We start from the raw sequence: 22,247 nt of genomic DNA on the forward strand, positions 1-22,247 counted from the left end.
ACCCCATTCAAAGGAGAACGTATGAAACCCGTCCCGGACATCAGCCGACGAAGTGTGCTCCGCGCGCTTACGGCATCGGCAGCTGTCGCCTTCACCATGGCGGCGGCCGGCGGCGCTGCTGCCGCAGCACCTGGACAGGTGGCCGCAACGCCCGACGCCGGTACTCACCCGCAGGGGCACCGCCACCTGATCGGCGTCCTGTAAAGCAACCGTCCATAGAGCACCCGTCTGTAGAACCACCCGGAACCGCCGGAGGCGTGCGGCAGCATGCGTCTAAGTGAGGCACGAGCGAGCAGGCAGAGCACGGCGCCGGCGGTTCCGGGCGCACTTGAAGAGAAGCAGCACAGTTCAGTCCCCCAACGATGTGAGGAGAACCAGCTTTGACAACCGTCTATGACGTCACCACCTGGAGCGTTCCAGGGAATCCGTCCGCCACCCCGTACAACGACATCGGGCTCATCATCAACAGCATCATCGCTGACATCAAGAGCCAGCAGACCAGCCAGGCGTCCAAGCCCGGTGCCGTTATCTACATCCCGCCGGGAGACTATTCCCTCAAGACCCGGGTGAATGTGGACATCAGCTTCCTGACCATCCGTGGATCGGGCCATGGCTTCACCTCGTTGAGCATCCGCTACAACGCCGGCAACACATCGGGCTGGCACGAGATCAACCCGGGCGCCAGCCGCGTCAGGGTTGAAAACACCGACGGGAACACGGACGCGTTCCGGGTCTACCGCACAGGTGATCCACGGATTAGCGCCGTAGTGTTCGAGAACTTCTGCCTTGACGGCGTCTCGTTCGGCTCCAACGAGAACGACTACACCAACGGCAAAACAGGCATCCGCTTCGATTCTGCCAACGATTCCTGCCGGGTGGAGCGTATGGGAATGGTGTACCTCGAGCATGGGCTTGTTGTAAGGGACACAGATGCCCTGAGCGTCAGCAGCAACTTCCTTGCTGAATGTGGATCATGCGTGGAACTGACAGGATCTGGCCAGGCCTCGAAAGTCACCGACAACCTCATTGGTGCCGGCTTCGTGGGATTCTCGATCTTCGCCGAGGGGCACATGGGCTTGCTGGTCACGGGCAACAACGTCTTCCCCCGGGGCAAGAGCAGCGTGCACTTCAAGGACTGCACACGCTCCTCCATTACGTCCAACCGCTTCCATGCCTTCTACCCCGGCATGGTGAATTTCGAAGGAAGCTGCACGGAAAACCTCGTTGGAGCCAATCACTTCCTGCGCCAGATGGAACCGTTCGATCCCCTCAAGCCATACAACAATGGGTTGGACGATCTCTTCGGCCTGGTGCACATAGCAGGCAGCAACAACACGGTTACTGGAAACCACTTCAGCTACGACGTCGCCTCCGGATCGGTCACGCCGTCGGGGCAGACGCCCACCATCATCCTGGTGGCTTCCGGAAACAACAACTACATCGCCACCAACAACACCGTCTCGGCCATTGCGGTGCACACGGTCGTCCTGGATGCTTCGACTTCCGGGTCCAAGGTGCTGGACAGCGGCGATAGCAACCAGGTTGTGAGGTACGCGTCCAACTACGCGTTCAGGGCAACGCCATAACCGCACGGCATAAGTAACGACGACGGCGGACGTCGCCCCACAAGGCGGGTCCGCCGTCGTCATCCTGCAACGCAAGCCCTTGACGAAAGGTCTGTCAACGATGACAAGACGCACCAAAGCCTTAATATCGATCGGGGCGGCCGTGGCACTCACCGCTGCCTCATTCTCCGTTGCCACCACCGCCCAGGCCACCGACCCGGATCCGGCCACCCAGCAATACCGGCCGTACCTGCACTACACGCCGGAAGCGAACTGGATGAACGATCCCAACGGACTCGTGTTCCACAACGGGAAGTACCACATGTATTACCAGTACAACCCCAACGGAACACGTTGGGGAGACATGAGCTGGGGCCACGCTTCCTCCACCGACCTGATCCACTGGGAGGAACGACCACTCGCCATTCCACGGGGTTTCAACGGATCCGGCCAAGTGATCGAGGAAATCTTCTCGGGATCCGTAGTGGTGGATACCCAGAACAGCAGCGGACTCGGAAGTCCCCAAAATCCGCCGTTGGTTGCCATCTACACCAGCAATTACACTGCGGCCCACCCCGCCCTCGCCGGTAAACAAGCACAGTCACTGGCGTTCAGCACCGACGACGGACAGACCTGGACCAAGTACGGCAACAACCCGGTCCTGAACAGGAACACCTCCAGCTTCCGAGACCCCAAAGTCTTCTGGTACGACTCCCCCACCGGTCCGGACTACTGGGTCATGGCGGCCGTTGAAGCCGACGAACACCGCGTCCTCTTCTATAAGAGCAACGACCTGAAGCAATGGAACTACCTGGATGACTTCGGTCCGGCAAATGCGACCGGAGGGCAGTGGGAATGCCCTGATCTGTTCCCACTAGCGGTTGACGGAGACCCAAACAACGTCAAGTGGGTCCTCTCGGTGAACATCAACCCCGGAGCCGTCGCCGGCGGCAGCGGCGGACAATACTTCGTAGGAACCTTCAACGGCACTTCCTTCACCGCCGAAAATATCGATTCCGCCAGCCAGCTTCCCCCCGGAAACGTTCTTGCCGGCTTCAACGGTGGGAACTACAGCGGCTGGAACGTCCAGAACGATCCGTCAAACAGTTCCGGGCCTTGGGGAAGCGCCCCCGCCTCAGGAAGTCTTCCAGGACAAATGGCGGTTACCGGAGCCCTCGGAGCCGGGCTGGTTAACGGCTTCCATGGTGGAGATGCACCCGTGGGCACCATGGAATCAGCACCTTTCACCCTGGACAAGGACTACCTCAACTTCCTCGCCGGTGGCGGAAAGCATCCGCAGGAGACAGGCAAACAGTCCGGAAACCAAGCCCCTACGGGCTACCTGCTGTTCGACGGCTTCGACTACCCCAGGACGCTCACGCAAGCCGGCTGGCAGCTCACCGGCGACTTCCAAGCGGCACTTAACCCCTCGACGTCGGGAGGTGAATTCGCCATCGGGAAACGGATCAACACTTTCGAAGGCGGCCCGTACCAGGACAACAACGTCGGCACCATCACGTCCCCCGAGTTTTACCTGACCAACACCAACATCGGCTTCCTTCTGGGCGGCGGCAGCCGCGCCAACGGGGAACTCCAGGTTGAACTGCTGGTGGGAGGAGTGCCGGTGCGCACCTCAACGGGCACAAATTCGGGCGACCTGAACTGGCAGAACTGGGACGTTTCCCCCTGGTACGGCCAGATCGCCCGCATCCGGGTTGTAGACAATGCAACCGGGCCATGGGGCCACCTGACACTGGACAACATGGTGTTGGGTTCGGAACCGGCGAAGCCCAGGAGCGCCGAAACCACCGTGAACCTTGTGGTCAATGGTCAAACAGTCCGTACCGCCACCGGCAACGACTCCGAACATCTGGAGTGGAAAGCCTGGGACGTGAGCGCCTACAAAGGCAGCCAGGCAACCATCAAGATCGTGGATAACAACCGCGGCGGCTGGGGACACATCCTGGCCGACGAATTCGTTTCCTCGGATGCCTCCCACCTCGAGCAGCACGATTGGCTGGACTGGGGCAGGGACTACTACGCCACGGTGTCCTTCAACAATGCTCCAAGCGGCAAGCGGATCATGTTGGGCTGGATGAACAACTGGGACTACGGCCAGGACACTCCCACCACCACGTGGCGCGGAACCATGGCGTTGCCGCGTGAAGTGGTCCTGACCCAGACGTCCGCGGGTCCGCGGCTGCGGCAGCAGGTGGTATCCCAGGCCGAGGTGTTGAAGAATACGGCGGCCGCATACACTGCGCCCGCCCAGGACATCACGCCGGGAACAACCACACTTCCCATCACAGGTGATGTGGTCCAGGTTGACGCAGAGTTCTCGCCCGGAACGGCGACGGCGTTTGGCCTGAAAGTCCTCGACAACGGAACCGAAGCAACGCGTATTGGCTACGCTCCGTCCACGAAACGGCTTGCCGTCGACAGGACCAACTCGGGCAATGAGGGATTCCATCCAGCCTTCAGTTCAGTGGAGGACCCGCGGGTGGAGTTGATCAATGGCCGGCTTCGCCTGCGCCTGTATGTGGACCGTGCATCCGTGGAGCTCTTCGCCCAGGACGGCCTGACCACCATCACGGACCAAGTTTTTCCCAGCGCTGGGGCGACCCACATCTCGGTCTTCTCCGAGGGAGGAGCCGCGCGACTGGAAAGCCTGACGGTAACTCCGCTGAACCAGGCAATGTGGGGAGGCTGACCCCGGCAGTGGAAACTATGCCGGAGGAGCACCGAGTTCCAGCGCATTGATCTCTGCCCTCGCCATACGGACCGTTTCCCGGTCTGTGACGGTATAGGCGGTGGGGTCGGCACCGTCCTGCGCGCCAAGGGATATGGTTCGGCGACCCAGCGTAGAGACAGTTCTCTTGGCGGACATGTGAACGGCTGAAAGGCCGGCCGCGTGCATCGCCGGGATATCGCCAAGGCTCAGCCCGCCTCCGGCCATGATCTCCAGGGCTCCCCCGGCCCGCTCCACCATCTCGGAAAGGTTCGCAAGGCCGGCACCTGCTGTGGCCTCGTGGCCGGATGTTAGTACCCGGGTGAAACCGAGTTCCAGCAGTTGATCAAGGGCCGCCAACGGGTCCCGTGATTGGTCAATCGCGCGATGGAAGGTCAACTGCGCTTCAGGGTTGGCCTGCCGGGCAGAATCCACCAGGCGTTGGACAGCGTGAACATCGATGTAGCCCTCTGCGGTCAGGGCGCCCACTACTACCCCGTGGGCGCCCTGAGCCAGCAAGTGACGTACTTCGTGCACCATGGTGTCCACGTCCGAGGCGGAGTAGTGGAAATCGCCGGGGCGGCATCGCACCAGCGGATGGATCTCAAGGCGCCCGGCAACGTGTTCAATGCTGGCTTCCATGAGTCCCTGGCTTGGCGTGATGCCACCAAGTTCCAGGCTGCTGCAGAGCTCAATCCGATCGGCACCTTCGGATGCGGCCGTACCGGCACCCGTCGCGCTCACCACGGCGATTTCAAGTTTCATGGTGAAACTCTACGCGCGGTAACGCTCCAGCTTTTCCTTCTGGTCAGGAGTGAGCCTGAGGACCCTGCCGGTAGCTTCTGCCACGAAGGCCAGATGCGTACTGGCTTTGACGCAGTCTTCCTTTGTGACGGGGTCCTTGATGACGTAGTGAAGATCAAAGCTGGCCCCCTTGATGGCACCAACCCAAATCTCCACCACTGCCGGGATGTTGCGGTATTCCAAAGTCCGCACGTACCGGACTTTGTGCTCTACAACCAACGTCATGACGCCCTCTTCAACATCATTGAAGAGGGCCGCCGGTGGTTCTGCGCCCGGAAGGCCAGCACCCCGTGGCGGTCCGAAAGCCGCAATTCGGGCTTCTTCCAGCATCCGTACGGTCTGCACATTGTTGATATGCCCATACGCATCCATGTCACCCCAGCGCATAGGTACGAGTACCTCGATGCGCTGGGGTTCCACGGAATCCCGGTCGTGCAACCCGGTACCCAGGGAATTCGCGCTCAGCTGTGCACCGCCGTCGAGTCATCCACGGCGGTCTCTTCCTCACCGGCAAACTGGGACATGTAGAGGCGGTAGTAGGCGCCTTGGAGCACCAGCAGCTGGTTGTGGTTGCCCTGCTCCACGATCCGCCCGTTCTCCATCACCAGGATGGTATCGGCGTCGCGGATGGTGGACAACCGGTGGGCGATGACGAAGCTGGTCCGGTCCGTGCGGAGGGCGGCCATGGCCTTCTGCAGCAGCAGCTCAGTACGGGTATCCACAGAGCTGGTAGCTTCATCAAGGATCAGCAGTGAAGGATCGGAGACGAAAGCACGGGCAATCGTGATGAGCTGCTTCTCACCGGCGCTGACGTTGTTGCCTTCTTCATCGATGATCGTCTGATAACCGTCCGGCAGTGCCCGGACGAAGCGGTCCACATAGGTGGCCTTGGCCGCTTCCATGATTTGTTCCTCGGTGGCGTCCAGGTTGCCGTACTTGATGTTGTCGTAGATGGTCCCGCCGAAGAGCCAGGCATCCTGCAAAACCATGCCCACCTTGGACCGCAGCTCGGAGCGGCTGAGATCCTTGATATCCACGCCGTCCAAGGTGATGCGCCCGGCATTGAGCTCGTAGAAGCGCATTACCAGGTTCACCAAGGTGGTCTTTCCGGCCCCCGTGGGTCCGACGATAGCCACGGTATGGCCAGGCTCGGCGCTGAAGGACAGGTCCTCGATGAGGGGCTTGTCCTCCACATAGCTGAACGAGACATGCTCGAACTCCACGTGGCCATCGGTCTTGGCCGGCAGGTGGCGCGTACCGGTCTCTTCAACTTCTTCGTCGGCGTCGAGGAATTCGAAAACGCGCTCGGCCGAGGCCACACCGGACTGCAGCATGTTGGCCATGCCGGCGATCTGGCCGAGCGGCTGGGTGAATTCCCGCGAGTACTGGATGAAGGCTGTGGCGTCGCCAAGGCTCATGGAGCCGGAGGCAACCCGCAGGCCACCAACCACCGCAATGCCGACGTAGGACAGGTAGGACACGAAGTTCATGGCCGGGAAAATTACGCCGGAAACAAACTGGGCACCGAAGGACGCCTTGTACAGGGCCTCATTGCGTTCATCGAAGCGCACCAGCATGTCAGCGTCGCGGCCGAAGACCTTGACCAGGTCATGCCCGGAGAATGATTCCTCGATCTGGCCATTCAGCGAGCCTGTGTTCTTCCACTGTGCAGCGAAAAGCTTCTGGCTCCTGGCACCAATGACGCCGGCCATGACACCCGAGAGTGGCAGCGCGATCAGTGCGATCAGTGCCAGTTCCCAGGACACGATGAACATCATCACCGTGATGCCCAAGACGGTGAGCACCGAGCTGACCAACTGTGCGAACGCCTGCTGCAATCCCTGCTGGACGTTGTCGACGTCGTTTGTCACGCGGGAGAGGATGTCGCCACGCTGGCGGGTGTCGAAGTAATTCAGCGGAAGCCTGTTCAGCTTTGCCTGAACGTCATTACGCAGCTGCTTGATGACGCGCATAACGATCCTGTTGAGCAGCCAGCCCTGCGCCCACAGGAAGATGTTGGCTACAAAGTACATCAGGAGCACGATCGAAATGAGGAACGTCAGCTTGGGGAAATCGATCCCGTTGGTGAGTTGCATCTTGGAGACCATGTCCGCAAAGTTCTCTTGGCCTTGCTGGCGCATGAGCTCTACGAACTGTTCCTGGGAGACGCCGGGCGGCAGCTGCTTTCCCATGACGCCGCCGAAGATCACGTCCATCGCGCTGCCCAGAATCTTGGGCGCAATCACATTCAGGACCACCGAGACCACCACAAGGCCGATCACGATGTAGACGCCGACACTCTCAGGCTTCAACAAGCCCATGAGTCGCTTGGCTGATGGCCAGAACTCCTTGGCTTTCTTGGCGGGAACATCGCCGAACATACCGCCATCGGCTTCCGAAGGGACGTACTCCTCCTCTACGAAGTCGTCGTCATCAATTGCCTCGGTTGCCACGTCCGCCTCGTCTGTAGCCTGGGCATTCTTCGCGGCCTCTGCCTTGGCAGCCCAGCCACGCTTCTTCTGCTGGTTCTGCTCGCTCATGCGACTTCCTCTACACTCAGCTGGGATTCAACGATTTCCTGGTACGTAGGCGAGGTTTCCAGCAGTTCATCGTGCGTTCCGCGATCCACGATCCGGCCGTTATCCAGGACCAGGATCTCGTCCGCATCGGCGATGGTGGAGACGCGCTGGGCGACGATAATGACTGTGGCGTCGCGTGTCTTGGCTTTCAAGGCTTTCCGGAGCCTGGCATCGGTGGCAACGTCCAACGCGGAGAAGGAATCGTCAAACAGATAGACATTCGGCTTGGTCACCAAGGCCCTGGCAATGGAAAGGCGCTGGCGCTGGCCGCCGGACACATTGGTGCCGCCCTGGGCGATCCGCCGGTTCAGGCCGGATGACTTTTCCTCAACGAAGCCCTTGGCCTGCGCGGTCTCCAGCGCCTCCCAGAGTTCCTCGTCAGTAGCCTCGGGCTTGCCAAAGCGCAGATTGTGCTCGATGGTCCCCGAGAAAAGATACGGCTTCTGCGGCACAGCAGAGACGCGGCTGGTGATCTCCGACGCGTCCAGTTCGGTGACGGGGACGCCGTCGAGCAGGACATCACCTGAGGCGACATCGTAAAGCCGCGGCAGCAGGGATACCAAGGTGGTCTTGCCTGCGCCCGTGGAACCGATGATCGCCAGGGTCTTGCCCGGCTCAGCGGTGAAGGAAATGTTGCTCAGCACCGGCGCCTCGGCTCCGGGGTACTTGAAGGTGACGTCGCGGAACTCCACGTGGCCCTTCTTTTCGGCCGGAACCACGGGGGAAGTCGGGTTGTGGATGGAAGGCTCCACGTCCAGCACCTCGCCGATGCGGTCGGCACAGACGGAAGCACGGGGAATCATCATGGCCATGAAGGTTCCCATCATCACTGCCATCAGGATCTGCAGGAGGTACTGCAGGAAAGCCGTCAGGGAACCCACCTGCATGTCACCGGAGTCCACACGCTGACCGCCGAACCACAGCACCGCCGCAGTGGACAGGTGCAGGATCATGCCAATGGCCGGGAACATCAGGACAAAGAGATTGCCGATCTTGACGGAGACGGCAGTGAGGTCCTGGTTGGCGTCACCGAAACGCTTGGCTTCGTAGGGTTCGCGCACAAAGGCACGGACAACCCGGATACCAATGATTTGCTCACGCAGCACACCGTTGATGGCATCGATCTTGGTCTGCATTGAACGGAACAGCGGCATCAACCGGACCACGAGGTAGCCCACCACTGCCACCAGGATGGGCACGGAAACCCAGACCAACCAGGACAGGCTGAGGTCCTCGCGGAGGGCCATAATGATGCCACCCACGCACATGATGGGTGTGGAAACCATGAAGTTCAGGCCCATCAGCACCAGCATCTGAACCTGCTGGACATCATTGGTGCCGCGGGTGATCAGCGTAGGAGCACCAAAACGGTTCACGTCCTGTGCGGAAAAGCTGCTTACTTGACGGTAGACGCTGCGCCGGAGGTCGCGGCCGATCGCCATTGCCGTCCGTGCACCGAAGTAGACGGCTGCAACAGCGGTGAGCACCTGGCCGAGTGCGACGGCGAGCATCAGCGCGCCCGTGCGCCAAATGAAATCGGTGTCGCCGCGGGAGACTCCCTCGTCAATGATTTTGGCATTGAGGCTTGGGAGGTAGAGCGTGGCAATAGTGGACGCCAACTGGAATATGAGGACGGCCACTATCTGCGGCAAATACGGCTTGGAGTAGCGCCGTATAAGGGTGACAAGCATGCCCACGGGTCCTTAGAAAGAGTGCGTGAATGAAGTAAGAGAAGTGTTGCAGCAGGGGCTGACAGTATTAGCCTCCCTACTCTACGAAATCCGTTGCCTCGGCGAAACAACCTAGGGAAAAGATCATCCCAGCGGAGTATTTCCCGTGTCGGATGTGCTCCCGCCGGCGCAGGCACCACAGCCGCTGAAGGCCGGATCAGCCGCTGCACGCAACAAAAACGCCGGCTGGTCACCCAGCCGGCGCTTTCGGTCCCGCCCTTGTTCGCTGCTCACGGCGTAGTACGCCGGGAGTTTCGAACAAGGGCAGGATCTGTGATGTCTAGCCTGCGTGCTTGCCGTGGTCCGGCCGTGCTTGCCGCGCTTGGACGCCTTGGAGGAGGAGCAGCGCCATTCGCTCCTGCTGCCTGCGTTCGCGCTTGAGCTCCTTGCGGAGGGCGGACAATTCGCTGGCAGTTCGCGCCTGCTGCTCCGCGACCGTCTGCTGCTCACGCAAGCGGGCCTGCAGTTCAACGTTGGCCCGGCTCAGCTGCAGTTGCTGTTCGGCCAGGACGTACTGGGTGCGGGACAGTTGTTCCTGCAATTCCTTGACGTCCGCAGTTGCCTGAGGGCGTTCCTGGGTCAGGATCCGCGCGAATTCGAGGTCAAGATCGGATGCGGAGTCCGTGCGGGGACCCTGACCGCTCTCTTGGAGGCGACCTGGAAGGCGACGCCCGGCATCAAGGCGGCTTTCGCCGTCGTCGGGCGCTCCCGCCTGACTGACTGGGTCGTCAGCGGTATCCAGGGAAGTAGTTTCCAGGGACATGCCAGCATCTCCGGACGCCGTCGCAATGAGTTCCTTCTCCGGTGCCGCGTCAACAGTGCGCCGCAGCGGGCGTTCCTTGATGAACAGCACGGCCAGGAGTGCCACCACACTGATGATCGCGGATATCAGGAAGATCTGGGCGGTGGCGTCGCCGTAGGCAGCGCGCATGATCTCAGCGATGGGCGCCGGCATATCGGCCAGGTCCATGCTGGCACCGGACCCGCCACCTTGGACCGGAATACCGGCGGCGGCCATGCCTTCAACTGCCAGGTCCTTCACGTGGTTGGACATGATGGCGCCAAGGACGGACACGCCGATTGCGCCACCGACAGAGCGGAAGAAGGCTACGGAGGCACTGGCCGTTCCAATGTCCTTGGCCTGGACCGTGTTTTGCACAGCGAGCACCAGGTTCTGCATCAGCATGCCCAAGCCGAGGCCGAACACACCGGTGTAGATGGCTACGATCCAGAGTTCTGTGGTGTGGTCCATGGTGCCGGCGAAAGCGAGGCCGCCAATCAGGAGCACGGAGCCGGCGATCAGGAACCGCTTCCATTTGCCAAAGCGGCTGATCAGGATGCCCGACGCCACAGAACCAATGAGGTTGCCGGCGATCATTGGGAGAGTCAGCAGGCCAGCTTCAGTGGGCGTGGCTCCACGCGCCACCTGGAAATACTGGCCCAGGAAGGTGGACGAACCGAACATGGCGATACCGACCGCGATCGACGCGATGATGGCAAGTGCCGTGGTGCGCTCGGAGATGATCTTGAGCGGAATGATCGGCTGGGCAACTTTGGTTTCCACCAGCACCAGGAGCGCCAGCAGCGCCACGCCGCCACCCACCATGAGGGCTGACTGCCAAGAGAACCAGTCGTAGTAGTCCGGGTTGCCGGCGAAGGAAACCCAGATCAGGAGCAAGCTCACGCCCGAAGTCAGGAGGATGGAGCCGAGCCAGTCGATCTTGGCGGGACGCTTGATGTGCTGGATCTTCAGGGTCACCTGAAGCAGGATGAGCGCAACCACAGCCAGTGGCACGCAGACGAAGAACGTCCAGCGCCAGCCGAGCGGGCTGTCCACAATGAAGCCACCCAGCAGCGGGCCGCCGGCGGTGCCCACCGCCATCACGGCACCCATGTAGCCGGAGTACTTGCCACGATCCCGCGGCGGAATCATGGAACCGATGATTGCCTGGGCCAGGGCGGTGAGGCCACCCATGGCGATGCCTTGAATGACACGCGCAGTAAGCAGCAGCGGAATCGTCTCGGACAAGCCGGCCATAACGGAGCCCGCCACGAAAATAATGATGCTCAGCTGGACCAGGAGCTTCTTGTCGAAGAGGTCCGCGAGCTTTCCCCAAATGGGCGTGGTGGCTGCGTTCGCCAGCAAAGCGGCCGTGATGACCCAGGCGAAATCGGTTTGCGTGCCCTTGAGTTCGGACATGATGGTTGGCAGCGCATTGGCAACGATTGTGCTGCTGAGGATCGCGGTGAAGAAGGCAGCGAGGAGACCTGTGAGGGCTTCCATGATTTGCCGGTGGGTCATGGGTGCGGCGGCTGCGGTGATTCCCGCTGAGTTAATTCCCGCTGGGTTGCGCCCGGCGGTCTGCCCCGAGGCGGCGTTCTGAACTGGTGTGGCCATGCGTGGCTCCTAAGCTGTGTGAGTCGTCGTGGTGGAGCCGGCCGCCGTTGCCCGGATTGAGTCCTTAAGGGACGTGGTGAGTTTGTTGATGACCTGGGAGGCCTCGAGGGCGTCAGCCTCGCTCCAATCCGCCAGATAATCCCGCAGCCTCACGCTGCGTTGTTCTTCGAAGTCGCGCAGTTTCGCTGCGCCATCCTCCGTCAGGGCAAGGAGCTGGGCCCTGCCATCCGCCGGATCAGGCCGCCTTGCGACGAAGCCAAGTTCCTCGAGTTCGGCGACATGCCTGCTCAGGACCGGCGCACTGACACCCAGGCGCGCAGCCAGTGCTGTTGCCCGGGTCTCCCCCTCGCCGATAAAGCGCATGACACCTTGGACCGCCATCCCGACGTCGGGAACGCGGGCCATGTGGGCGGTCACCACGCAGCGCAGGGTGCGCTGGAGGTCGAATATTTGATGCACAAGATCGGTTGCTGTGGCAGAACCGACGGACATGGAAAAACACCCCTTTTTGTTTGCCTAAAGCAACTATAACTTATATTGATTGCTTTGGGAAACTAAAGAAGAGCTTGGGCCTTAAAAGCATCAAGCCCCCGCACGGAAAACGTGCGGGGGCTTGATCATGGGTACTTAGTGGTCCAGGTGGGTGGGGCCGAACATCTTCAGCAACGTCTCAACCACGACGACGTTGGGGCCATCCGCTTCGAAGGACGCCCTGAGCGCGTCCCCCACTCCCTCCGGGGAAACCCTGCGCGCGGGAACACCGAAGGACTCGGCCAGCTTCACGAAGTCCGGCCGTGCGAGCTCAGTGGCCGTGGCTTTGCCGAAAGCACCCACCATGTATTCGCGGAGGATGCCGTAGCCGCCGTCGTCCACGATCAGCCAGGTCACCGGGATGTTGTGCTGCTTCGCCGTGGCAAGTTCGGAGATGGAGTACATCGAGGAACCGTCACCGGACACCGCCAGAACCCTGCTGGGTTTGCCTGTGGTTTCCAGTCCCACGGCGCCGCCGATGGCTGCGGGGAAGCCGTAGCCGAGGCCGCCGGCGCCCTGGGCGGAATGGAACTGACCTTCACGGGCGTCCCAGCAGCTCCAGCCCCAGTACGCGGAGATGGTCATGTCCCAGAAGGTTTGCATGTCCGCGGGGACGGCTTCGCGGATGTCGGCCATGAACTTCAGTTCCTTGGCCAGGTCCTGTGATTCCAGGCGTGCCTTGACCTTGGCCAAAGACTCCTTGACTACGTCTTCGGGGCTGGTGCCGCGCCAGGAACGCGTCACCGCGTCGGCAGCACCGGCTGCTGCGAGGGCTTCGTCCAGGGCTGCGAGTGCCTGGCCGGCGTCGGCACGGATGCCCAAACCTGGCCGGTTGGATTCAAGAACGCGGGGTTCGGCGTCGATCTGGATGATGCGGCCGCGGGGTTCGAACGTGAAGTAATTGGAGGTCACTTCACCCAAGGATGAACCGATGACGATGAGTACGTCGGCATCTTCCAGGACATCGGTCATGTACCGGTCCTCGATCCACGACTGCAACGACAACTCATGCTTCCACGGGAACGCACCGTTGCCGCCAGGGGTGCAAATGACGGGAGCGCGCAGCTGCTCGGCAATGGAGAGAAGCGACTTCTCAGCCCGGCCACGGCGCGTACCGCCGCCTGCAATGATCGCCGGACGTTCCGCCGTCGAAAGCCACTTCACGGCCTCGCGGATCAGCTCGACGCGCGGCGGGTTATCTGCTGCCTCAGCGAGCGCGTCCTCCACCGGCGGGACCATGATCGGATCCAGCAGGACGTTCTGCGGAATCTCGATCCACACCGGACCCTGCGGCGAGGAAATCGCCTCGGTCCAGGCGTCCTGGATGGCCGACGGGATGCCCGAGGCATGCTGGATCAGGCGCTGGCTCTTGGTGACGTTCGCGGCCGAAGCCTTCTGGTCGTCCAACTGGTGCAGCATGCCCTTGCGGCGGGCGCCCAGGCCCTCGAGCGGAATCTGGCTGGCAATAACCACCATAGGAACACCGGTGGCGTAAGCCTCCTGCAAACCAGCAAGGGAGGTCAGCGCCCCCGGACCGGTGGACAGGAACAGCACGCCCACCTCGCCGGTGGCGCGGGAGTAGCCATCAGCCGCAAACGCCGAATTGTTCTCCACACGCGAAGACACGAAGTGCAGGTTGCCGCGGCCCATGGCGTCAAAGAGACCCAAAGCGTGCTGTCCCGGGATACCGAAGACCGTCTTCGCACCCAGCGCTTCGAGGGTCTCGACGACGAGGTCCCCACCATTGCGCTGATCAGTACCGCGGGTTGGCGCCGCGGTGCCTGGATCGAAATCGATCATCGCGTCTCTCCTGCGGTGCCGGTTGCCTGCGCGAGTTCTGCGATGCGTGCACCCAGGGCCTGCTGGGCATAGCCGTTCGGTGCGCCGTGACGGTCACCTTCAACGGCGTTGTCTGCCATGAGGGTTACCAGCTCATAAGCAACGTGGCTGCCGGCCACGCCCGTGATTTCCGCGTGGTCATAAGCCGGGGCAACTTCCACAATGTCCGCACCGACGAGGTTCATGCCACGGAATCCGCGAATGATCTCAAGCAGTTCGCGGCTGGTGATGCCGCCTGCTTCGGGTGTACCGGTGCCGGGTGCGTGCGCCGGATCCAGGACATCGATGTCCACGGAGATGTACAGCGGACGGCTACCGATGCGGTCGCGGATCTTGGCAACCACCTCCAGGACGCCTTGGTAGTAGACATCAGCGGAGGTGACGATTCCGAAGCCAAAGCGGTGGTCGTCGTCGAGGTCTTTCTTGCCATACAGCGGACCGCGGGTACCCACGTGGCTGATGGCCTCCGTGTCCAGGATGCCTTCTTCCACTGCGCGGCGGAACGGCGTACCGTGCGTATATTCAGCGCCGAAGTAGGTGTCCCAAGTGTCCAGGTGTGCATCGAAGTGGAGCATGGCCACCGGCTCACCGGCACGTTCTGCTGCTGCCCTCAGGAGGGGAAGGGCGATAGTGTGGTCGCCACCCAGGGTGACCAGCTTGCTGCCGTTGGCCGTGAGGTCCAGCGCGTTCTGCTGGATGGTCTCGATGGCCTCGTTGATGTTGAACGGGTTTACCGCCATGTCGCCGGCATCCGCCACTTGGATGTTCTCGAAGGGGCTGACATCCCAGGCAGGGTTGTACGGGCGCAGCAGGCGGCTGGCCTCACGCACATGGTTCGCGCCGAAGCGGGCGCCGGGTCGGTAGGAAACACCGGAGTCAAAGGGCACGCCAACAACGGTGACGTCAGCCTTGGATACCTGGTCCAGGCGTGGCAGGCGGGCGTAGGTGGCAGCACCGGCGTAGCGCGGGATGCGGGACGAATCGATGGGACCAAGGTTCCCGTTGGCCTCAATACGGAGCTCTTCCAAAATGCGCCACTCCTTAGTGGATAGGTCGAGATGAATCAGTAACTGTGACACCCATCATACACTCAAAGTTTCCTAATAAGCATCACCTGTTTACAAGTTCTCTTTGGGAACGAGCCCGTATGAGATGCCGGTCACATCAGGCGTAAAGATTCCATAAAAACGGGGGTCGGGCCGCAGAAGGCGGCCATACGCTCCTTGCGTGAGCAGCACCCTGCTGCCCGAAAGGACAACGTGACCACCCTGACGAGGCCGCCGGCCGACCCTGCCGACCGGCACAAAAAGGCATTCCACCTCAAATCGTGGCTGCTGGAAGGAATGCCGGATACCTCGGGCAAGCGGCAGGGTCCCCACGGACAGCCTGCGGAGGCCCACAAACCGCAGGCCTGGTGGAAGGTCATGTGCCTGACGGGCCTGGACTACTTCTCAACCCTGGGTTACCAGCCTGCGATCGCGGCCCTTGCGGCAGGATTACTGTCGCCGTTGGCCACGCTGCTCCTGGTCTTCGTCACCTTGGCTGGCGCACTGCCCGTATACCGTCGCGTTGCCAGGGAAAGCCCTCGGGGCGAGGGTTCCATTGCCATGCTCGAGCGCCTGCTTCCTCGATGGGGAGGCAAGTTGTTCGTCCTGGCACTCCTCGGCTTTGCGGCCACGGATTTCATGATCACCATCACCCTCTCCGCCGCCGACGCCACAGCCCACCTCATTGAGAACCCCTTTGCTCCGCACTTCCTCGAAGGCCAACAGGTTGTCATCACCCTGGCCCTGATTGCAGGACTGGGCATCGTCTTCCTGCGCGGATTCAAGGAAGCCATCAACGTGGCCGTCGTCCTGGTCGCCGCCTTCCTGGCGCTGAACCTCGTGGTGGTCATCGTCTCCATCAGCCATGTCTTCACGGAGTCCCGGGTCATCTCTGACTGGTGGACTGCGCTTAACACATCCCACGGCGATCCCATCCTGATGATTGCCCTTGCGCTCCTGGTGTTCCCACGGTTGGCCCTTGGCCTCTCCGGGTTCGAGACCGGCGTCGCAGTCATGCCACAGATCAAGGGACATCCGTCCGACACTGAAGCGAAGCCAGCCGGCCGGATCAAAGGTGCCCACAAGCTCCTGACCACCGCCGCCATCATCATGAGCTCGTTCCTCATCACGTCCAGCTTCACCACCGTCATGCTGATCCCGGCCGCAGAATTCGAACCCGGCGGCAAGGCTGATGGGCGCGCCCTGGCTTTCCTCGCCCACAAGTTCCTGGGCGACGGATTCGGCACGGTGTACGACGCCAGCACCATCGCTATCCTGTGGTTCGCCGGAGCTTCGGCCATGGCCGGCCTCTTGAACCTGGTCCCCAGGTACCTGCCGCGCTACGGCATGGCTCCAGCCTGGGTCCGCGCTCTGCGTCCACTCGTCCTGGTCTTCACGGTCATCGCCTTCATCGTGACGATTATTTTCCAAGCCGACGTCAACGCGCAGGGTGGCGCCTATGCCACGGGTGTACTCGTCTTGATCACCTCCGCCTCCATCGCCGTGACATTGTCGGCCCGGCGAAAGAAGCAGCGGGCACAGTTCATCGGCTTCGGAGTGGTTTCCCTGGTCTTCATCTACACCACCGTGGTCAACTCGATCGAGCGTCCGGACGGCTTGAAGATCGCCGCACTGTTCATTCTGGGCATCATGGTGGTGAGCTTCATCTCCCGGATCCGGCGTGCCTTCGAGCTCCGAGCCACGCATATCAAGATGGACCAGACTGCACTCGAATTCACTGCGAACAACGTCGACGGACCGGTCCGGATCATCGCGCATGAACCAAAACACCTCAGCGCCGGGCGGTACCGGGAGAAGCTCCAACACGCGCAGCAGGCCAACCACCTGCCGCTGGATTGCGACGCGGTGTTCATCGAGATCATTGTTGACGACAGCTCAGACTTCGAGCAGGAGCTCCAGGTCGTGGGCAAAAAACGGCATGGCTTCAAGATCCTGGAAGTCCACAGCAACAACGTGCCCAACACCCTTGCCGCAGTCTTGCTTCACATCCGCGACGTTACGGGCTTCATGCCGCACATCTACTTCCGCTGGACCGAGGGCAATCCGATCTCCAACCTCAGCAAGTTCCTGTTCTTCGGCGAGGGCGAGATCGCGCCGGTGACCCGCGAGGTCCTGCGTGAAGCTGAGCCCGACATCACCCGGCGCCCTTGGGTCCACGTGGGCTGACCGCGCCGCGTTGCTTCCTGACTTTCTTTGACAGGGAAAGGGCCGTGATACAACCAATCTTGGTTGCATCACGGCCCTTCAGCCTTCAAAAGAGGTCAGGGTCCGTGGCTTGGAAGGCCTAGCGGCTCGCTGCGGGCACCAGAACCCAGAGGACCTCGACGGTTTCGTCCGTGGGATTGACCCAAGTATGGGGCTCCCTGCCCGGGAAGGAGAGCGTGTCCCCTTCTTCGAGGTCGTACTCCTCGTTGGTCAGGATGAGTTTGATGCGTCCCTTCACCACGTGAAGGACGTCAACGTCGCAGTCCACGGCGTAGAGCTCGTTCTCCCCACGGCCCCGCGGTTCGATGGTGGCCTGAAGGATCTGCAGGCGCCGCTCCGAGCGGGCCGTCAACAAACGCTCCACAATGCCCTCACCACCCAAGGAAATGCGGGGACCGTCGTCGCGCCTGGTCAGGTGCGTTTCCGGAGCGGCAAACAAGTCCCCTACCGACACGGACAAGACCTGGCAAAGGGTGACGAGGGAAGCGACCGACGGCGAGGTCAGGTCCCTCTCGACGCGGCTGAGGAAGCCCTTGGTCAGTCCCGTGGCGTCCGCCACTTGCTCGATGGTGAGGCGCTGCGCCTGGCGGGCTGCGCGGATTCTGGAACCAATGGCAACGGGAACGTTGCTTGGTTCAACGGGGAGAGCCTTCATTCACGAACCTTTCAGGCCTGTCATTGGGCCCTGTCATTGCAGCAATAGTAGCGGGATCACGGGCTGTGGGAGCCACAAACAGCCCAACGATGACCAAAGCCCCTTGACTGTTACTCCGATCACAACATATCCTCATAGGCAACAAGTGTTGTCTGTGAGGCACAACACGAACCCAATCTCCAATCATCAGCACGGAGACTTCGGCGCTTCGCAGGAGTATCGTCGAAAACCCCAACCTCCGTGCACCAGCTCCAAGGAGCCACTCATGGACTCATCGTTCATAAACATCGCCATTGTGGTGGTGTACCTGCTTGCCATGCTCGCATTCGGTTGGTGGGGCAAGTCCCGCACCAAGAACAACAGCGACTTCCTGGTGGCCGGCCGCCGCCTGGGACCCTTCCTTTACACAGGCACCATGGCCGCAGTTGTCCTCGGTGGCGCATCCACCGTCGGCGGCGTCGGCTTGGGCTACAAGTTCGGCATCTCGGGGATGTGGCTGGTAGTCGCAATCGGCTCCGGCGTCCTCCTCCTGAGCTTGCTCTTCGCCGGGACCATCCAGCGCCTGAAGATCTACACGGTCTCCCAAATGCTGAGCCTTCGCTACGGCAGCAAGGCTACGCAGACCTCCGGAATCGTCATGCTGGCCTACACCCTCATGCTCTGTGCCACATCCACCGGCGCATACGCCACGATCTTCGTCGTCCTCTTCGACTGGGAACGCTGGATGGCGATCGCCGTCGGCGGTGCGATCGTGCTTGTTTACTCGACAATCGGTGGCATGTGGTCCATCACGTTGGCCGACCAGGTCCAGTTCATCATCAAGACCGTAGGCATCTTCTTCCTGATGCTCCCGTTCGTCATGAATGCGGCCGGAGGACTGGATGGCATCCGTCAGCGTGTCGATGCGAGCTTCTTCCAGATTGACGGAATCGGTCTCCAGACGATCATCACGTACTTCGTTGTTTACACCCTTGGACTCCTTATCGGCCAGGACATCTGGCAGCGCGTCTTCACGGCCAAGACTCCCAAGGTTGCACGCTGGGGCGGCGCGACGGCCGGCGTTTACTGCATCCTCTACGGTGTAGCCGGCGCCTTGATCGGCCTGGCCGCCCGGGTGGCGCTCCCCAACATTGATGTCGCCAACCTCGGCAAGGACGTCGTGTATGCCGAAGTGGCAACGCACATCCTGCCCATCGGCATCGGCGGCCTGGTCATGGCCGCAGCTGTTGCAGCCATGATGTCCACTGCTTCAGGTGCCCTGATTGCCGCCGCCACCGTGGCTCGCGCAGATGTTGTTCCGTTCGTTGCCAGCTGGTTCGGCAAGACCATCAACACTGACGACACCGAAAACCCCGAGCACGACGTCAAGGCCAACCGTTACTGGGTTCTTGGCCTGGGCATCGTTGCGGTGCTGATCTCCATGGCCGCGCAGGACGTGGTTGTTGCCCTCACCATTGCCTACGACATCCTGGTAGGCGGCCTCCTCGTCGCGATCCTCGGCGGCCTCGTCTGGAAGCGCGGAACCGGTATCGCTGCTGCCTGGTCCATGGCAATGGGCTCGATTCTGACTCTGGCCTTGCTGATCCTGTTCGCAACTGGAGCCATTCCGAGCGTCGATGGCGTTTACGCCAACGAACCCATCTACTACGGCCTGGCAGCGTCGTTCGTGGCCTATGTCGTGATTTCCCTCCTCACGCCGCCCACGGAACCAGAAGTTCGGGCCGCTTGGGACAAGCGCGTGGCCGGTGCGGTCTCTGACGAATTGCCCCTGGAGGCCCACCCTGTCAGCAGCCACCACGCCAGCTAGCTGAGCAGACCCAGCCCCAAGTAATGTTCGACGGCGGCGCCGCCCCTTCCCGGGGCAGCGTCGCCGTTGCGCTTTCCGTCTAGATTCGGGCGTTGCGAGGGCCACTCTGCGCCCCATCCACACCCTTTGGCACGCACACCAGGCCCCACAACGCAGGGGATCCGAGGACCACACTTCTCCAGGACAGCACTCCTCCAGTACAGTGGTCCCAGCTTCAAGAGAGGTGGCGCCAAGCTCCGACTGGCCACACACCAACCCCATGTTCACGGGTGGTTCGGATGAGGAAGCGGCCCGTCCCGGACCAGAGACAACCGAGCGGGCAAGAGCACTCCCCCAAAGGAGCAGTCCTTGCCGTACCAAGCCCTCAGCACCCCCACCGAATCCGAAGCGCCCACCGTCCCGGTGATTCCCGGCGTCGACCTTGTCCTTGGGACGGTGACCCTGTTCGTGAACGGTGGCCTGAGCCGGTTCCGGCACCACGAAGCGCACCTGATAGCAAAGGCCCTTGCCCAGGCTGTGCGTCCGTCGCGGTGGTGTGATTCGTCGAGGACGTTGACGGTGACTGTTGCAGCGCTCGGGCGTCCGGCGGGACTGGAGCGGCATTTCAGATTCGGTGAAGAGGGCCCTGCCTAGAAGAAAACGGTCCTAGAATTCTTCGTCTTCTTCCCCGCGGAATTCTTCGGTTTCATCCAGGGGAACAACCCGCTCGTCGTCGTCCGGGACGTCGATTTCCTCCACCCAGGGTTCGTCGACTTCCTGGTCATCGCTATAGTCGTAAGCGGGGTCTGACTCGATGGTCTCCCGTTCCGGGTGGTTGGCGTGCGGTTCGGTGGTGTCCATGCTGCAACCTCCGTCTGGTGGGCTGGCAAGCAGCCTGCTGACCGAGTGCGGGGAGGGCCCCCGCCCCTGTCCTTCCATCTGAGCACTGTGCTTGAACAGGGTCAAGGCACGCCCGGAGCAAGGCAGGATCGAGCCCAAAATTAAGGCATGCCGAACATTCCATCTAAGGAATACCGGCCAAAAATCCGCGCCAATAAGCGGTACAGTGGGCGTGCAATGGGGCCGCTACTACCCCACCCAGCACAGGAGAAAAAGTGCAGAAGCACCAGGAATCCCACGGTTCGTCGAGCCCCGCTCCGGACCCCGCCCCCGGATCCGGAACACCGCCCCAACCAGTCCCGCCCACGTCCGCGGACATCAGGCGCTGGCGTCAATACCTGGCCGACGAGCGGGCCGAAGCCGCCGTCTACCGGGAACTCGCCCAGCGTCGTGACGGCGAAGAACGCCAGATCCTGCTCGCCCTGGCCGAGGCAGAGGGAAGGCACGAGGCACACTGGCTCAAGCTCCTCGGAGAGCACGCTGGCATGCCGAAGGGAGCTTCGACCCGTAGCCAGCTACTGGGCTTCCTGGCCCGGCACTTCGGCTCTGTGTTCGTGCTCGCCTTGGCTCAGCGCGCGGAAGGCCGCTCCCCTTACGGCGCCGAACCTGCCGCGACCCCGGCCATGGTTGCCGACGAACAAATCCACGAAGAAGTTGTCCGGGGCCTTGCCACGCGTGGACGCAACAGGCTCTCCGGTACCTTCCGCGCCGCCGTTTTTGGTGCCAACGACGGCCTGGTGAGCAACCTTTCACTGGTTATGGGTATGGCCGCAACGGGCGTTCCCAGCCCAGTGGTCCTTATGAGCGGTGTTGCCGGATTGCTGGCCGGCGCCCTGTCCATGGGGGCCGGCGAGTACGTTTCGGTCCGCTCGCAACGGGAGTTGCTCAACGCCACGCTGCCCACGCAGGCTACCCTCACAGCCGCCCCTTCTTTGGACATCGAACACAATGAGCTCGTGCTGGTGTATTTGGCCCGCGGCATGACCCGTGAGGCCGCCGAGCACCGCGCCGCCGAACGCATGGGACTGTTCAGTTGCGACTGCGATCCCAGCCTCTCCTTGCAACCCGAGAAGGAGCAACCCACTGACGACCACGAAACCGTGGGGTCTGCCTGGGGCGCTGCGATGTCCAGCTTCTGCTTCTTCGCCTCGGGTGCGATCGTGCCCATCCTTCCGTTCATTTTCGGCATGACGGGTGCGGCGGCACTGATGGTAGCCGGTGTTCTGGTGGGCATCGCGCTCCTGGCGACTGGCGCCGTCGTCGGACTGTTGTCCGGGACCTCACCGCTGAGTCGTGGCTTCCGGCAGCTGGCGATCGGCCTGGGTGCCGCGGCCGCCACGTATGGGCTTGGCCTCGCGTTCGGAACGATGATCGTCTAGGCGGTAATGTTGGTTCGTCCTCCGCGCGGCCCCGCGTGACCGGGGCGTAGGGAATGGAGAACCGTGGATTCGGAGCAGCCG

Annotated in this window: 17 protein-coding genes and 1 riboswitch; of the genes, 7 read left to right on the forward strand and 10 right to left on the reverse strand. The window is 61.9% G+C overall.

Translation table 11 applies throughout. The features are described 5' to 3' along the window. The first annotated feature begins 21 nt into the window (after window positions 1–21). From ABIE18_RS15655 to ABIE18_RS15665, 3 genes are all read left to right on the forward strand, one after another. Window positions 22–204, forward strand: a complete 183-nt coding sequence (locus tag ABIE18_RS15655) for a hypothetical protein (protein ID WP_499723595.1) — start codon at window positions 22–24, stop codon at window positions 202–204. 176 nt (window positions 205–380) lie between these two features. Next, window positions 381–1,586 carry a NosD domain-containing protein gene (locus ABIE18_RS15660; protein WP_499723596.1) on the forward strand — a complete coding sequence of 402 codons (1,206 nt, stop codon included), beginning with the start codon at window positions 381–383 and terminating at the stop codon, window positions 1,584–1,586. A gap of 100 nt (window positions 1,587–1,686) precedes the next feature. Continuing rightward, complete coding sequence (locus tag ABIE18_RS15665; protein WP_499723597.1) at window positions 1,687–4,275, forward strand: GH32 C-terminal domain-containing protein; 2,589 nt, start codon at window positions 1,687–1,689, stop codon at window positions 4,273–4,275. Window positions 4,276–4,290: 15 nt separating this feature from the next. Here ABIE18_RS15665 and ABIE18_RS15670 read toward each other — a convergent pair whose 3' ends face one another. The 8 genes from ABIE18_RS15670 to speB all read right to left on the reverse strand — a co-directional run bounded on the left by ABIE18_RS15670 (window position 4,291) and on the right by speB (window position 15,202). Then, entirely contained in the window at window positions 4,291–5,058 is a 768-nt protein-coding gene (locus tag ABIE18_RS15670) for a copper homeostasis protein CutC (protein ID WP_499723598.1), read from the reverse strand. A 9-nt stretch (window positions 5,059–5,067) separates the two neighbouring features. Next, window positions 5,068–5,484 (reverse strand): acyl-CoA thioesterase, encoded by a 417-nt coding sequence (locus tag ABIE18_RS15675; RefSeq protein ID WP_499723703.1) that lies wholly within the window; start codon window positions 5,482–5,484, stop codon window positions 5,068–5,070. A 74-nt stretch (window positions 5,485–5,558) separates the two neighbouring features. Beyond that, the gene (locus ABIE18_RS15680; RefSeq protein ID WP_499723599.1) at window positions 5,559–7,637 is read right to left on the reverse strand and encodes an ABC transporter ATP-binding protein; all 2,079 of its coding nucleotides are present in this window, start codon (window positions 7,635–7,637) and stop codon (window positions 5,559–5,561) included. Then, complete coding sequence (locus ABIE18_RS15685) at window positions 7,634–9,367, reverse strand: ABC transporter ATP-binding protein (RefSeq protein ID WP_499723600.1); 1,734 nt, start codon at window positions 9,365–9,367, stop codon at window positions 7,634–7,636. Before ABIE18_RS15685 ends, ABIE18_RS15680 begins: the two co-directional genes overlap by 4 nt. Before the next feature lie 319 nt (window positions 9,368–9,686). Beyond that, complete coding sequence (locus tag ABIE18_RS15690) at window positions 9,687–11,804, reverse strand: MDR family MFS transporter (protein WP_499723601.1); 2,118 nt, start codon at window positions 11,802–11,804, stop codon at window positions 9,687–9,689. Window positions 11,805–11,813: 9 nt separating this feature from the next. Further along, a complete protein-coding gene (locus tag ABIE18_RS15695; protein WP_442005847.1) occupies window positions 11,814–12,296 on the reverse strand; it encodes a MarR family winged helix-turn-helix transcriptional regulator in 483 nt (160 codons plus the stop codon). Between the two features lie 135 nt (window positions 12,297–12,431). Then, window positions 12,432–14,135 carry a thiamine pyrophosphate-binding protein gene (locus ABIE18_RS15700; protein ID WP_499723602.1) on the reverse strand — a complete coding sequence of 568 codons (1,704 nt, stop codon included), beginning with the start codon at window positions 14,133–14,135 and terminating at the stop codon, window positions 12,432–12,434. Continuing rightward, complete coding sequence (speB, locus tag ABIE18_RS15705) at window positions 14,132–15,202, reverse strand: agmatinase (protein WP_499723603.1); 1,071 nt, start codon at window positions 15,200–15,202, stop codon at window positions 14,132–14,134. The genes ABIE18_RS15700 and speB overlap by 4 nt, the downstream gene beginning before the upstream one ends. Window positions 15,203–15,433: 231 nt before the next feature. On the opposite strand from speB, the gene ABIE18_RS15710 reads away from it, so the two are divergent. Then, window positions 15,434–17,407 carry an APC family permease gene (locus ABIE18_RS15710; protein WP_499723604.1) on the forward strand — a complete coding sequence of 658 codons (1,974 nt, stop codon included), beginning with the start codon at window positions 15,434–15,436 and terminating at the stop codon, window positions 17,405–17,407. A gap of 118 nt (window positions 17,408–17,525) precedes the next feature. Here the strand turns inward: ABIE18_RS15710 and ABIE18_RS15715 are convergent, their stop codons facing one another. Continuing rightward, window positions 17,526–18,101, reverse strand: coding sequence for a helix-turn-helix domain-containing protein (locus ABIE18_RS15715; protein ID WP_499723605.1), 576 nt, complete (start codon window positions 18,099–18,101; stop codon window positions 17,526–17,528). A 265-nt stretch (window positions 18,102–18,366) separates the two neighbouring features. Between ABIE18_RS15715 and ABIE18_RS15720 the strand changes: the two genes are divergently transcribed. Beyond that, the gene (locus ABIE18_RS15720) at window positions 18,367–19,908 is read left to right on the forward strand and encodes a sodium:solute symporter family protein (protein ID WP_499723606.1); all 1,542 of its coding nucleotides are present in this window, start codon (window positions 18,367–18,369) and stop codon (window positions 19,906–19,908) included. 212 nt (window positions 19,909–20,120) lie between these two features. Further along, window positions 20,121–20,240: riboswitch (SAM riboswitch) on the forward strand. 16 nt (window positions 20,241–20,256) lie between these two features. Next, window positions 20,257–20,541, forward strand: coding sequence for a hypothetical protein (locus ABIE18_RS15725; protein WP_499723607.1), 285 nt, complete (start codon window positions 20,257–20,259; stop codon window positions 20,539–20,541). Window positions 20,542–20,553: 12 nt separating this feature from the next. Here the strand turns inward: ABIE18_RS15725 and ABIE18_RS15730 are convergent, their stop codons facing one another. Next, entirely contained in the window at window positions 20,554–20,748 is a 195-nt protein-coding gene (locus ABIE18_RS15730) for a hypothetical protein (RefSeq protein ID WP_224093790.1), read from the reverse strand. A 254-nt stretch (window positions 20,749–21,002) separates the two neighbouring features. On the opposite strand from ABIE18_RS15730, the gene ABIE18_RS15735 reads away from it, so the two are divergent. Next, window positions 21,003–22,166, forward strand: a complete 1,164-nt coding sequence (locus tag ABIE18_RS15735; protein WP_499723608.1) for a VIT1/CCC1 transporter family protein — start codon at window positions 21,003–21,005, stop codon at window positions 22,164–22,166. Window positions 22,167–22,247: the final 81 nt, after the last annotated feature.

The organism is Arthrobacter sp. 2762 (assembly GCF_040548745.1).
Taxonomy (GTDB): Bacteria; Actinomycetota; Actinomycetes; order Actinomycetales; family Micrococcaceae; genus Arthrobacter.

Bases quoted from the DNA above. Each gene is read 5' to 3' on its own strand.
- ABIE18_RS15655 (WP_499723595.1), top strand. From the start codon at position 22: ATGAAACCCGTCCCGGACATCAGCCGACGAAGTGTGCTCCGCGCGCTT.
- ABIE18_RS15665 (WP_499723597.1), top strand. From the start codon at position 1,687: ATGACAAGACGCACCAAAGCCTTAATATCGATCGGGGCGGCCGTGGCA.
- ABIE18_RS15670 (WP_499723598.1), bottom strand. From the start codon at position 5,058: ATGAAACTTGAAATCGCCGTGGTGAGCGCGACGGGTGCCGGTACGGCC.
- ABIE18_RS15675 (WP_499723703.1), bottom strand. From the start codon at position 5,484: ATGCGCTGGGGTGACATGGATGCGTATGGGCATATCAACAATGTGCAG.
- ABIE18_RS15680 (WP_499723599.1), bottom strand. From the start codon at position 7,637: ATGAGCGAGCAGAACCAGCAGAAGAAGCGTGGCTGGGCTGCCAAGGCA.
- ABIE18_RS15685 (WP_499723600.1), bottom strand. From the start codon at position 9,367: ATGCTTGTCACCCTTATACGGCGCTACTCCAAGCCGTATTTGCCGCAG.
- ABIE18_RS15690 (WP_499723601.1), bottom strand. From the start codon at position 11,804: ATGGCCACACCAGTTCAGAACGCCGCCTCGGGGCAGACCGCCGGGCGC.
- ABIE18_RS15695 (WP_442005847.1), bottom strand. From the start codon at position 12,296: ATGTCCGTCGGTTCTGCCACAGCAACCGATCTTGTGCATCAAATATTC.
- ABIE18_RS15700 (WP_499723602.1), bottom strand. From the start codon at position 14,135: ATGATCGATTTCGATCCAGGCACCGCGGCGCCAACCCGCGGTACTGAT.
- ABIE18_RS15715 (WP_499723605.1), bottom strand. From the start codon at position 18,101: ATGAAGGCTCTCCCCGTTGAACCAAGCAACGTTCCCGTTGCCATTGGT.
- ABIE18_RS15720 (WP_499723606.1), top strand. From the start codon at position 18,367: ATGGACTCATCGTTCATAAACATCGCCATTGTGGTGGTGTACCTGCTT.
- ABIE18_RS15730 (WP_224093790.1), bottom strand. From the start codon at position 20,748: ATGGACACCACCGAACCGCACGCCAACCACCCGGAACGGGAGACCATC.